10 protein-coding genes and 1 pseudogene are annotated in these 12755 nt (G+C 61.3%); 1 reads left to right on the top strand and 10 read right to left on the bottom strand.

Annotation, left to right across the window (positions count from 1 at the left end; all coding sequences use genetic code 11):
* From AC1DT2_RS07490 to AC1DT2_RS07455, 8 genes are all read right to left on the bottom strand, one after another.
* Window positions 1–325, bottom strand: a 325-nt coding sequence (locus AC1DT2_RS07490) for a hypothetical protein (protein ID WP_477295573.1), incomplete at its 3' end; no start/stop codon positions are given.
* Window positions 322–2328, bottom strand: coding sequence for an ORC-CDC6 family AAA ATPase (locus AC1DT2_RS07485; RefSeq protein ID WP_477295571.1), 2007 nt, complete (start codon window positions 2326–2328; stop codon window positions 322–324). The genes AC1DT2_RS07490 and AC1DT2_RS07485, both read right to left, overlap by 4 nt.
* A gap of 10 nt (window positions 2329–2338) precedes the next feature.
* Window positions 2339–3253, bottom strand: coding sequence for a phosphoribosyltransferase-like protein (locus AC1DT2_RS07480; RefSeq protein ID WP_477295569.1), 915 nt, complete (start codon window positions 3251–3253; stop codon window positions 2339–2341).
* A gap of 445 nt (window positions 3254–3698) precedes the next feature.
* Window positions 3699–4463, bottom strand: coding sequence for a hypothetical protein (locus AC1DT2_RS07475; RefSeq protein ID WP_477295567.1), 765 nt, complete (start codon window positions 4461–4463; stop codon window positions 3699–3701).
* Window positions 4460–5368: a TIR domain-containing protein gene (locus AC1DT2_RS07470; RefSeq protein WP_477295564.1), complete on the bottom strand. Its 909-nt coding sequence runs from the start codon at window positions 5366–5368 to the stop codon at window positions 4460–4462. The genes AC1DT2_RS07475 and AC1DT2_RS07470 overlap by 4 nt, the downstream gene beginning before the upstream one ends.
* 1199 nt (window positions 5369–6567) lie before the next feature.
* The gene (locus AC1DT2_RS07465; RefSeq protein WP_477295562.1) at window positions 6568–7434 is read right to left on the bottom strand and encodes a lysostaphin resistance A-like protein; all 867 of its coding nucleotides are present in this window, start codon (window positions 7432–7434) and stop codon (window positions 6568–6570) included.
* A gap of 111 nt (window positions 7435–7545) precedes the next feature.
* A complete protein-coding gene (locus tag AC1DT2_RS07460) occupies window positions 7546–8439 on the bottom strand; it encodes an SDR family oxidoreductase (protein ID WP_477295560.1) in 894 nt (297 codons plus the stop codon).
* Window positions 8439–9179, bottom strand: a complete 741-nt coding sequence (locus AC1DT2_RS07455; RefSeq protein WP_477295558.1) for an SDR family oxidoreductase — start codon at window positions 9177–9179, stop codon at window positions 8439–8441. Before AC1DT2_RS07455 ends, AC1DT2_RS07460 begins: the two co-directional genes overlap by 1 nt.
* A 112-nt stretch (window positions 9180–9291) precedes the next feature.
* Here AC1DT2_RS07455 and AC1DT2_RS07450 point away from each other — a divergent pair, with 112 nt between their 5' ends.
* Entirely contained in the window at window positions 9292–10203 is a 912-nt protein-coding gene (locus tag AC1DT2_RS07450) for a LysR family transcriptional regulator (RefSeq protein WP_477295556.1), read from the top strand.
* 22 nt (window positions 10204–10225) lie between these two features.
* Here the strand turns inward: AC1DT2_RS07450 and AC1DT2_RS07445 are convergent, their stop codons facing one another.
* Together AC1DT2_RS07445 and AC1DT2_RS07440 are read right to left on the bottom strand one after the other, a co-directional pair.
* Complete coding sequence (locus AC1DT2_RS07445) at window positions 10226–10639, bottom strand: DUF4156 domain-containing protein (RefSeq protein WP_063571272.1); 414 nt, start codon at window positions 10637–10639, stop codon at window positions 10226–10228.
* A gap of 179 nt (window positions 10640–10818) precedes the next feature.
* Window positions 10819–12755 (bottom strand): annotated as a pseudogene (locus AC1DT2_RS07440) (M16 family metallopeptidase); the annotation flags it as partial.

Genomic DNA, 12755 nt, shown 5'->3' with positions numbered 1-12755 from the left:
GTGCCGTGCAATGCAGGAACGCGCGGGTGAGGATTAGGATCTCCACAGCATCCAGGGACGTCGCATCCAGAAGAATCTTTCCTCCCGGATACGCTTGGCGGAGCTGGTCCAGGTCAGCCACACGAAACGTGGTATCGCCGACGGTAATCCTGAAGCTCTGCGGGTCATAACTCACCGGCACCGCCCGTGCTGCACTGGCGGTGGCGACCGCGAGCGAATGATCACCGCGGTCGTCTATGGCCGGCCCGTGGAAGACGACGTCGAAGTCCTCGGGAGTCTTGGCAGCGCCCGGCCCGAGTTGCCGCATGTCGGTGAAGCGGATCACTCGAACAACCCCTGATTCATGTCCGCAGGCCCGGCAATCAGGTCCCATTTGGCCAGGAAGTTTCGCAGTAGCAGCTCGAAGTGATTGTCGCTGCCTGAGAAGATCACGTTGACCTCCGATGCCTTCAACGTGATCTTCTTGCGCTTGCGGTAGCTGATCCCGAAATAGGCACTGAAGATCGGGTTGGGGATGTAATCGTGCTGAACAAGCGAAGCGTCACTCTTGTTCTTCGTGTCCTTCTCTTCGTAYAGAACCGACCAGATCAGCGCCTCACGCAGCAGGCTGCGTGTCTGATCGGTCAAACCCTCCTTGTCAGCTTCGTCGATGGAGAAGTGATTGATCTCTGGCTCGCTGAGCGAAGCGCGGCGGTGCGCGGTCTGAAACAGACGCCCTAGGCGCTTGATAAGCGTCTGGAGTTCGCGCCCGCGTAGGCCCAGATTGGGGATATCCTTCAGCAACAACGCGCTGGTGTCCTTGGCCGCAAAGGCCTGGACATCCCACGGTACGCACTGCAAGTCGCCCGACGCGCTGCCCTCCACCGACAACGTCACATCGCGCAACGCGGTGTGACAGAACTCAAGGAAGAACCGAAGATTCGGCGCGGACATCTGACAATAGCGGTCGAATCCCGCGTAAAGAGGGTTAGGCCGGTTCGGCAAACCGTCGTACAGATAGAACAAGGCGCCGTGCAGGTTATTACTTTCCCAGTCGTTGAAAGGATTCGGCGAACTGCTGCGCCCATGGAAGTTCTCCAAAGCGTCGAGCACCAATTGCGGACCCGGTTTATCGCGATTGAGCACAAAGGCCGCGACGATACTGGCCACCGGTTTGTCCACGTATTGGAACTGGACAGCCGACAAGGACGTTACCCGGTGCTTCTGCAATCCCTTGGTCGCCACGTCGGTCAGTCGCCGTCGCAGCGGAGCGTCCTCGAACACGCCTTTGGCAATCTCAGCGGACGTACGGCCAGGCAGTAGCCGTCCCGCCGCAGCGCGGATGGCCTGCGTGTAGTCCTCACCCAGACGTTCGCTGACCCGCCCAGGCGCGTGCAGCCGGTCAACCCGGAACTCAGGACAGCCCACATCGACTCGCTGCTTGGACAGTTTCATCAGCAGCAACTCGGCAGCGAGCAACTTGAACGTCTTGCCCGTCTTCCCAACCAGCTTTTCCAGATCGATGGAGCGGATGTCGTGTGTTTCGACGATTTGCTCGCCGCCGCTGGTAATGAATTGGTCGACCGAGTCCTTGCGCATAGCGAGATTGAACGAGTAGCGCGGCCGGGGATGCTTGACCAGATCACAGACCAAGCGGCGCTGGTTTTCCTTTAGGTTCTCGAACTCGTCGACGAACACCCGGAAGAACAATCTCTCAAGTCGCGGGTCCGCCGAGGCAATGTCGTCGCCGATCTCGCTCAGAAGGTCATCGATGCGCAGGAACGTCGGGGCGTCCGACTCCGGGTTCTGAACCCACTGACTTAGCTGAAAGCGCCGCCTCTTGGCGAAGTCGCGCAGGTCCGCGTAGTTGCCTACCTTTTGCGATAGCAGAATGTCGGCCGATTCCGGTAGTGGACGTGCACGCAGGTCGATAGGCCCACCCAGGAGCGGCGCCTTCGCCAGGGTATTGATGAAGAGCGCGACTTCCTCAAGCACCACGACGGCGATGTAGTGCAGAAAGGCGCGGTAGGCGTGCTGATCACCGAGCCATTCCGGCTTCATGAGATCGCAGAAGCCCGTATCTGTCCGCCAGTACAGCCCAATACCTTGCCCGAAGACCTCCCCAGGCACCTCGGCGTGCTTGGCACTCAACTGGGTGCAATGGGAGAAGTAGCGCAAGAAAATGGTCTTGCCGCACCCCCGCCCTCCGATAACGCGAACCGATTTGCGGTCCCGATGGAGGGTGAGCTGGCTGAAGTGATGCGGCACGATGAATTCATGCGTCACGTCAGCGTCAAGCTGCTCGGCACGGTTGTTGACGAATTCGTCGACGATGCTTTCGAGTTTCATGACAGAGCCCTTAGCGAGACATCAATGGCCGCCATTGGCCGGTAGAGTTCCAATACGCACGAAGCGAGTTATTGGGCGTACGTCCCGGCAACAGCACGCTGAGCTCCAGCGAGTACCGACCTTCCTTTGGCACGTCTTTCTCGCTCATGATCTGTGTGTACAGCGCACGCATGTCCGCAGCCGTGTTGGACTTGTCTCGTGCCCACAGCCCGGAGCCGTCGGGCATGCCACTGAAGAAGCCCGCGTTCGCGTGCAAGGATTCCACGGGTCTAATCTCAACGCGAGGGAACTTCTTGCTCACCTTGTCCATACCCTTGGCCGTGGCCAATAGCGGGATATAGACGCACTTCGTCTGCGGGGGAAGGTCATTCAGCCGGTACTTCTCGGCAAAGCCTGTGAACTGGCGGCCGGTACCCAACAGGTCATCTATCAGGACCAATAGGCCCGAAAAGGGCTGCCATGCGTTGGGATCGTCAGTCCGCCACAGGTATCCATCGCCGACCTTGGCGGCGATGGTGAAATTTCGCACAACGGAATCGGCCGAGTTACCGGGCTTGCGATCGATGCGAAGGCCATCCACCGGCATGATGCGCAGTGGCATTGTCGGCTTCTTGGCATGCAGGGCGGAGAGAAAGTCCTCGATGCAGTCGAAGTTCCATAGGCCCGCCGAACGCATTAGGTCCGGCAGAACRACCTCGGCGATATGCCGGTAGCTGCTGGTGATCATTTTGTTCGTACGGATGACCGCCGCGCTCAATAGCTGGGCGGCGAGATACTGGGCCGGCGCTGTCTCAAAATTACGTAGCCAGCAGTCCAGATCTGTGGGACTGATGATGTCGATCACCTGGTCCACGACGAGTGAACGAAAGCGCCCAAACACCTGGCGCGACAGATCCTCATGACCCGATGGAACAATAACCCCCACAGCCCCTCTCCCTGAGTTCAACGTCCCATGCACCTGGCAGGTGACGGCGTATCATCACCTCCCTGCACCTCGAAATCCACCCGACGACTCGTCGGCCGGTGCTCTCCGTCATATCGACCGCGGATCAGACGACTTGAGCCGAGGCGTATGACGCCGTCGCGAACCAGTGGACCGACGCGCGCTCTGGTCACCACCTTCCATGAAGCACCGCCGGCCCCCTCCCGCAGGACACCCCGACTGTCACCGCGTCGCCCGTACCCGCCTCAATTCTTAGCTCGTGCGCAGCACCGCCAAACGGTGCACCCCTACCGACGGCGAGTTGAATTCTGCGTCAATGAATCTAGAGCCATCGCCTCGAGGCGGACGCTCAGCGCGAGAAAGTGCAAGAAATCGTCGACTTCCGCCCGAGAGACTTCATCACGTCGCCTCTCGCTGCATAGACAACTTATGCCTTTTCAGACCCCATTTTGTAGCCGGTCACATGACTCAAGTTAAGGGACTTAAATCGCATGAGCCCTTTTTTGGATGTAGGCCAGGCATCCCGAAAGGATTGGGAAACATGTACGGCGTTAAAGCCCGCACTTAATTTCGTCGCGTCCCAAACGCACGTTCCAATGGCCTTGGGCTGGAAGTTACCGGGGATACCCACCAAGGTCACCATCGCGCTGCTCTTTGCCAGCCCGACACCCAAGTCAAGTGGCGGCAATCTGTAACGCTTACCAATTGCATCGTTGATCAGGTCACGCATATCTCCAATGCAATGCTTCGCTGCGCGATATGCCTTTCTGACCGACTGCTCTACATCGTTATTGTCGACCCGGAATAACACCAGACCACCGTCACCCAGGTATTCTGTGACCGAGCCCTGATCGAACTCGCACGTGACGGTAAATGCCGGGAGTAAGGCCGACGTTTCGTAATACACGCGCTGAAAAGAATTGACCTTGGCCCCTTTGAGGAAAGTCTTTAAGCGCTCAGTGGATTTTCGCATATCCACAACCAGTGCGATGAAGTCGTCCACCTTCGGCTTATCCAGGTCGACAGCCGAATGGCCAGGAATATGCGAATCGGCGCGGTCCATGGCATATGAGTCCATGGAGATCGCCATTTTCGCTTCAAGCAGATGCCCGACTTGCTCCCAGTTGGATTCAGCGTGATCGAGCCCCCTCTTGATCGCAGCCGTTACGAGCGCTCGTTCGTCAGGATTCATCGACCAACCTTGGCGATATGCGCCCGGACCCTTTCCCACGCTGCGCTCATTGCGTGACTGGCAGTGCCAGCGGGAAGATCTGCAGGGTAGTCAACGGTAGTCACTCCAACGAGATCACTGGGTAGCTTGAGCTTAACTCCCTCGGGCTTCATGAGGATTGTGTGCTGCCGGCCAAGGCGACCCATGAACAGACCGAGCTCGAACACGACATTATCTCGGGGACTACGAGASCCTTTCTTCCGCGACACGGTTTTGTCGTCCGCCTGCGCAATCGCAATTGCGAAGTCAGCTTTATCGAGATGCGCCTCGAGATCCTCAAGAGGGTAGTTACTGACGCCGAAAACATCTTCTGGCCAGTTCCAGAAATCGATACTTTTCTCGTGTGCGAACGCCAATACTCCCGTGCGAGCCACGAGCAGAGCCTCTGCGGACGATATAGCAAATACGTGGATCTTGGCGTCGGCACGGGCGAGCGCTCTGTTACGCCGCTCCAAGCGGCGAACTAATTCGAACGCCGCCTGCCGATACATTCTCGGGAATGCCTCCGCCAGTTCGGTGAAGTCCTTTTCCCTGAGTTTCGCGGCTACGACCATGCCGTCGGCACATAGTGTTGCCGAGCGAGGCAATGCCTCGATGGCGGCCATCTCTCCGACGTGGTTGCCAGCATCCACACGGGCCACCTCCCTCTCGCCAACGAAGACCTTCACCGTCCCAGTCAAGATGAGGTAGACGTCACTTGATTGATCGCCCTGACGGACAAACACGTCTTTGTCATTAAACTCAACGAGCTCGCAAACGTCCGCGATCTTTTCAGGCAGGTCATTGATGCCCAAGCAAATGGTCTGCGCTGCAAGCGCTTCGACCAGTACCTTCCTACGCTCTGCCCCCTCAAAACGCCCTTTCATCGCAGCTTCCTTCGGATATCAAATGGTGCGGCCATTCCGTGCCCTCTGGTACGAGCCGCGTCCGTACCAAGCGCTCATTTTATCAGCCTCGGACCTGTCCTAATCGAGCCTTTCTACCAAGTGCGATGCACTCGCTAGCGTTTCGCATTTATCCAGGATCTGCTCCCAAGTGTGCGGCTATCGTCGGCCATAGATGCGGCCGTCGTACCGGCAGTGGAAAGCGCTGCGAGAGATTCCGACCAAGCCCATCACGCAGGAATGCTCGGCCGCGCCGCTGCGCGTCAACCTGAGTCGATTGGAGAAATCACTCGCGTCGCGGCTGCGAGCTCATCACAGCGATCCATCATGCAACCAGCGAATTCGCCGCATTCTGCCCGAGGACCGTGGGCTTTCACCACCGGGGTTCGAAGCGACGAACCAAGCGTCTGGGCCGGAGCAGGTGGTCCGCTTCGGCATCAATGCGCCGAACCTGGATGACCAAATCGAAGAACTCCGCCGGCTGTTTCGAATGGGACCGCCAGATAGTACTAGCGAGTAGCCGGTGATCGGTACGCCCGTTGCTCCGACGGTCCGAGGGCCTATGGAACCCGGCGCGGACACAGGTGATCCCACGCTCAGTTCTCGACGAATGCCACGGTGCAGGCCGGCGCCCCCAAGGACGGCCGTAACATCGAGCTTGCCCCCTTTACCCCACCAATTCCCGGTAGTTGGCCTTGAAGCCCTTAAGCACTTGCCCTTGATTTCATGGCGTTACGCTACGGGCCAGGTTAAGGGGTGCCGACATCTGTAGCCACACCTTATCGTCACCAGACATCCCATAATCAAACCACTTACACTTTAACCGACCAATAACCAGCCAAGGGCTCTGTAAGTCAGCCATTTAGTGGACAACGGGTACCATCTGCCCCCGCTTGAGTGGCCAAACCGGCGGCGAGCCGGATGAGAACCCGCACACTTGAGTTCATCCGGCTAGCCCGAACCTGCAACGACCATCCTGCCGACGAATTCGGTGTGCTGCWCTGGGCTGGCGCTGGGCTCGGCTGCGTAACCTGCACCTATCGCGTATCGACCTTCCGGTAATTCGTATCGTCTTGTCCGAAGCCATCTCCTACGCTGCTGAGCACCGGCGAGGAAGGCCCTCTTATTCGTCCGCATCGAAAGGACTACATGGCTTCCGCATAAAGCTCGGCGGCGCACCTCTAGCCTCGGCGAGGCCACATCAAGAACAAGGTGCCGATGACCAGCAGGACCACGATCGCCCACAGACTCCCTTCCAGGCCGCTGCTACCTCCGGTGAGCCAAGTGGGCCCCGTCACGACCTGGTTCACCAGATGCCCCTGGAAGGTGTACCCGCTACCTACCGCGCCATAGAGATACTCCAGGGTCCAGTTCCACGCCGCATGAAGGCCGACAGCGAAGGCCAGCGACCCTGTCCGCACGACACTAATGGCTGCAACAGCCCCAAACAGCGCGATCTGTGCGATGCCGGCGACGTTTTCTCCCTCATTACTCAGGTGGACGCCCGCGAATAAGGCAGCACTGACAGCAATGGGCCCCCAGGGCGGAGCCACTCGCAGGAGAAGGAATATTGGCGTGCCCCGAAAGGCCATTTCTTCCGATATTCCCACCATCAGCATGCCGATGGCCCATATCAAGGCGAAGCCAAGCGCCCCCCCGCCACTGACATTCCATCCCGTAAATTCAAGTGTCCCTCCGATGTAAAGCCCGAACACAACGATCGAGATGGCAACGAAGCCGGCTATCGAACCGTACGCGAACTGTCGCATCGGGAACGGCCTGAGACCGTAGTCGAACAGCGATCGACCATCCAGCCGAGCGATGAACCAGGTGATTACAACGATAAACAAGCTCCGGAAGGCGCAGAGGATCAGGAGGATCGCTGGCGGCACCTGTTTCGGTACGGGGGCCAGCAAGACCGACTGAAGTTCGGGCAAGGCCAACCAGCCGAGAGGCCGCTCGAGGAAGGTCGACGCGAAGTAAAGCGCAAGGTAAAGGCAAACCAGAATGAGGGCCTTGCTCGTGCCATGGGTGGTGTGTGATTTCATGCCTCGGCACTCTGGCCATCTCACCAAAGGAATCTGCGCCAACGGCCACGACATCGCACCGGCTCGTGGCACCCTCATTCCTCCCTGACGACCCCTTATCGCATTCGAGCCTCACACCTTGGGAGACAAGAGTTCCGCGATGCCCACACGCCAGAACAACTCCCGCCGCACCCGATCCGCCACGCCGTTCACGATCTCGGCGCCGTCCTGCGAAGGGTCGACATGGACTCGGAAGGGCCGCTTGCCAAAAGGCAGGTTCACCACCTCGACGATCTTCGTGGCCACTTCCCCGGCGTCCGCATCGGCTGGCTCCAGCGCCGCCAGGCCATGCAGGATCCGGTCCGGCATACCTGCATACGGGCCGTCCATATACTCGGCAGCACGTACCTCATCGGCGGGCTTGCCGGCGTGGGCGAAGTGGTTGGTGCCCTTCGTGAAGGCTCCCGGCACCATGATCGAGGTCTCGATGCCCCAACGCGCCAGCTCACCGGCGTAGCTCACGGCCAACGAATCCATCGCTGCCTTCGCCGCGAAATACGGCGCGAGGAACGGTGGCGTGCCACCGCGGACGCTACTGCTCGACACCCACAGCACCAGACCCTTTTCCTGCCGGCGCATGACCGGCAGGGCAGCCCGATTGACACGTTGCGTGCCGAGCACGTTCACGTCGTAGAGCTGGGCGTACTGCTCGGCCGTGAAGGCCTCGGCCGGCCCGAACACCATGTGACCGGCGTTATGGATGAGTACGTCGAGGCGGCCGTCACGTTCGACGATCGTCTTCACTGCAGCTTCCGCCGAGGCCTCGGACGTGACATCGAGTTCGACGACGCGAAGGTCGATGTTCCGGTTCTTCGCCTCCTCGAGCACGGCGTCGGCGTTAGTCGCGTTGCGGCCAGCCATGTCGCGCATACTCGCGTAGACGGTGTGCCCCGCCTCAGCCAGCGCACGTGCGGTCAGCAGGCCGAAGCCGCTGGACGCGCCGGTAATCAGGATGACCTGTTTCATCAGACGATCCCTCCGTTGGCACGGAGCACCTGGCCATTGATCCAGGCGCCATCGGCGCCGGCAAGGAAGGCGACGGCGGCTGCGATGTCGTCGGGCGTCCCTAGGCGTTCGAGGGGTGCCAGCTTCGCGAGACGGTCAATGAGCTCGGGCGACTTTCCGTCGAGGAAGAGATCGGTCGCGGTCGGGCCCGGTGCGATGGCGTTCACCGTGACCTGACGGCCGCGCAGTTCGCGGGCAAGCACCATGGTGGTCGCCTCGATAGCCGCTTTCGTTGCGGCATAGGCGGCATAGCCCGGCTGCAGGAGGCCGACCACACTGGAGGAGAAGTTGATGATGCGACCGCCCTCGCGGATGCGGGTCGCGGCTTCGCGCATGGTGTTGTAGCTGCCTTTCACATTGATCGCGAAGAGGCGATCGAAGTCGTCGTCCTTGAGGTCGGCGACATTGGCCAGGGCCATGACGCCGGCGTTGTTCACCAGCACGTCGACGCCACCGTAGACCTCGTGCACGGTATCGAACAGGCGGCGCACGTCGGCTGACTTAGACACATCGGCCTGGGCGCTGATCGCCTTGCCACCGGCAGCTTCGATCTCACGGACCACGGTCTCGGCCGCCTGGGCGCTCCCGGCATAGTTGATGACAACGGTGAAGCCGTCGCGCGCGAGGCGCTTGGCCACTGCCGCGCCGATACCGCGCGAAGCGCCCGTCACGATGGCGACTTTCGGGATGCTCTGGTTCATCTGGGTTCTCCGGTACCGGCGACATTGCCGGGCGAGAACAGGATGGACGTTGTCGGCTTCCGGATAATCCATCAGCATATGGCTTCACTATTCCACCGATCGGAACAACGCCATGGACCGTTTTGACACCATGCGCCTCTTCGTCCGCATCGTGGAGCGGCGCAGCTTCACCCTGGCGGCCTCCGACCTCGATCTACCCCGGTCCACAGTGACCCAGGCCATCAAGCGCCTGGAGACCCGGCTCGGGGTCCGGCTGCTGCAGCGAACCACGCGCCATGTCAGCCCCACGCTGGACGGTGAGGCCTATCACCGGCGCTGCGTAGCGATCCTGGCCGAGGTGGAAGATGCCGAAGCCGCCTTCCTCGACGCGCGACCGACCGGCTTGCTGCGCGTGGACATGCACGGCACGCTCGCCCGCACCTTCGTCCTGCCGGACCTACCGGACTTTCTCGCGCGCTACCCGGGCCTCMGGGTGCACCTGGGGGAAGGCGACCGCTGGGTGGATCTCGTACGTGAAGGGGTCGACTGCGTACTTCGTGTCGGCGATCTGGCCGACAGCAGCATGGTTGGCCGTCGGATCGCGATGCTGGAAGAAGTGACCTGCGGCAGCCCGGCGTATCTGGAGTGCCACGGCGTGCCGCAAACACCGGACGACCTCGATGGCCACCTCGCCATCGGCTTCCTCTCGACGGCCACGGGCAGCACGCTTCCACTGGAATTCGTCGAGAACGGTAACGTACGCCTGGTCAATCTTCCGTCCGTCGTGACGGTGACCGGTTCGGATACCAATATCGATCTCGCCCGGATGGGACTGGGCCTGATCCAGGTGCCGCGTTATCACCTGGCGGACGATCTGGCGACGGGTCGGCTGGTCCCGGTGCTGCGCGACTACCCTCCCACGCCCTCACCGGTATCCCTGCTGTATCCGCACAATCGACAGCTATCGCCACGCGTACGTGTGTTCATCGATTGGGTAACGGCGACGTTCGCCGCGCGAGCACGTGACGGCGTCACTTCGCTCTGAGCGAAGTGACGTCAGCGTCCGATCAGTTGTTCTTCAGCGGGACCGTTTCAAAACCCGCCTTGGGAGCGCTGTCGCCCTGAGGAGCGGGCGCGGGCGTACCGCTACGCGCGGGGCCGACGTTGCGGCTACCGCAGGTGTAAGCACCCCACGGCTGTGAGCCTTCGCTCGGATCGGCCAGTGGCTTCACCGTGTCGGCGCCCATCTTGGCGGCTTCGTTACGCGCGAGTACCTCGAGTTCGTCGCGAACCTTCAGGTCGTTGCGATCTACCGGGCCGACACGGTTCATGACGGACACCGTGACCTTGCCTTGCTCCTTGCAGCTTGAGACGTCGCCGTTCCAGGCCGTGCGAACGTTTCGCGCGCCGTCATCGAGCTTGATGCCCCAGGTGCAGGCAGACAGGGCGAGGGGAACGAGGAGGACGAGAACCTTGCGCATGTGGAACTCCGGGGGATTCGATCGATGCCTATGCTAGCCGGACTACCGTGAGGGCGCGATCTTCGTCGATCGCGCCCTCACGTGAGTTACTTGCCGGTCGCCGGGGCGGCGGCATCCTGGGAAGGCTTGGTCGCCTTTGTGATCTTGCCGGCTTTGCCGGTTCTGGCGTGCGGCACGTCCTTCGCCGGGTTGCCATCCGCATCGATCACGTGGAGCTCGCCCAGGTTCAGGGCACGAACGGGCGCCTCGATCTTGCTCAGATCGCCCACGATGACCCAGGTCAGCGCATCGGGGTGAATCACGGCCGTCAACRCATCCTCTGCGGCCTTGCGGTCGACACCTTCAATGCGGCCCTTGAGGGTCTGCACGTAGTTGTCCGGACGATCGTAGATGACGATGCCCGTCATCGCACCGAGCACCGCGGAGGTGGTTTCGAAGCTTCCGGGCAACGCACGGACTTTCTGAGCGCGAATCTTCGCAATCTCGTCGTCGGTCAGCGGCTTCGGGCCGATGACGGCACGTGCTTCCTTGAGGATCTCCGCAGCGGAGTCGGCCGTCTTGTCGGTCTGCACCGGCGCATAAAACAGCATCGGTCGCTGGCCCTGGGCATCGGAAAGCATGCTGCCCGCCCCATAGGCCCAGCGCTTCTCTTCGCGCAGGTTCATGTTGAGGCGCGAGGTGAACGTGCCACCGAAGGCGCCGTTGGCGATACCGAGGTCGAGTGCGTTCTTCGCCTTGGTCGACGGCGCGAGCAGGCCGGCGAGAATGAGCGATTGCGGCGCATCGGTGCGATTGATCAGGAAGACGCGCGGCTTGGGCTGTTCGGCGACCTGGCCGACGTTCTTCGTGGGCAGCGCACTTGTTGGCGCGGCCCAGTCACCGAAAACGGCATCCAGCTGCGGCAGGATCTGCGCCAGCGTGGTGTCGCCGGCGACGAGAATGCGAACGTTGTCCGGACGCAGGAAGTCCCGTTGGAATCCGGCGAGATCCTCGGCGGTGAGCGACGCGATCGCCTTCTCGGTGCCGCTGCCGGTAAACGGAATGCCGTAGGCGTGGTTCTTGCCGTAAAGCAGGGGCGGCAAGGTACGCAGGGCCAGGCCGGTAGGCTCGGTCTTCTCCTGCGCGATGCCCGCCATCCACTGGCCGCGCACGCGCTCGATGTCGTCGGATTTGAACGCCGGGTTGCGAACGATATCGGCGAACAGTGAGAGCGACGGGGTCAGTTCGGAGTTCAGCGCGTTGAGGCCGATCGAGCAGTTGTCGAGCGAGCAGCCGGAACCGATGATCGCACCCAGACGCTCCTTGCGCCGGGCCACTTCGACCGAATCCAGCGTCTTCGTGCTCTCATCGAGCAGTGCCGAGGTGAAACTTGCCGTGCCGAGCTTGCGGCCCTGGTCTGCGGCGTAGCCCGCATTGAACAAAAGGCTGATCTGGGTAATCGGCACGGTATGGCGCTCGGCGAGCACCACCTCGATGCCGTTCTTCAGCTTGCCGCGCTGCAAGGTCGGGAACGAGAGATCGGGGAAGCTGTCGACCGACGGCACGCCCTTGCTGCGATCGACCGCCGACTTGCCGACGGTATAGGTCTTGGCTTGCGGCAACACGGCCGCCGGACGCCCCGCCGAGTCTTTCAGGCCGGCCACGGCCTTGTCCTCGGCAGCGGGGTCGAAGCCCGGCGCAGCGGGCAGCACGGTGATCGTGTAGTCCCCCTTGGACAACCACGTCTTCGACGAAGCGAGCACGGAGGCGATCGTGGCGTTCTGCGCGCGCTGGAGATCCTTCTTATAGGCCTCGGGGTCGTTTCGGTAGACCTGACCCTCGGCGAGGATGACGGCCTTGCCGCCGGAACCACCGACTTTCTCCAGGCCGCGCACGAAGCCGGCGCGATTGCTGACCTTGGCGCGTGCCAGCTCATCTTCTGTCGGACCGGTCGCCATGTAGTCCTTCCAGACATCGGCCACAGCGGCTTCAACCTTCGCTGGATCGACGCCGTTCTTGACGTCGACGGTGAGCTGCACCTGGCTGGCGAGTGCGAACGGCGCAATGCCGAGACTTACATCGTCGGCCAGCTTGTCCTGGTAAACGAGACGCTGGTAGAGGCGCGAGGTCTTCCCGC

Source organism: Luteibacter sp. P4_E6, from assembly GCF_056401535.1.
This window is presented reverse-complemented; position numbering and strand designations above follow the sequence as displayed.

Excerpts from the sequence above, each read along its gene's own strand:
- AC1DT2_RS07475 (WP_477295567.1), bottom strand. The coding sequence starts at position 4,463 with ATGAATCCTGACGAACGAGCGCTCGTAACGGCTGCGATCAAGAGGGGG.
- AC1DT2_RS07465 (WP_477295562.1), bottom strand. The coding sequence starts at position 7,434 with ATGAAATCACACACCACCCATGGCACGAGCAAGGCCCTCATTCTGGTT.
- AC1DT2_RS07460 (WP_477295560.1), bottom strand. The coding sequence starts at position 8,439 with ATGAAACAGGTCATCCTGATTACCGGCGCGTCCAGCGGCTTCGGCCTG.
- AC1DT2_RS07455 (WP_477295558.1), bottom strand. The coding sequence starts at position 9,179 with ATGAACCAGAGCATCCCGAAAGTCGCCATCGTGACGGGCGCTTCGCGC.
- AC1DT2_RS07445 (WP_063571272.1), bottom strand. The coding sequence starts at position 10,639 with ATGCGCAAGGTTCTCGTCCTCCTCGTTCCCCTCGCCCTGTCTGCCTGC.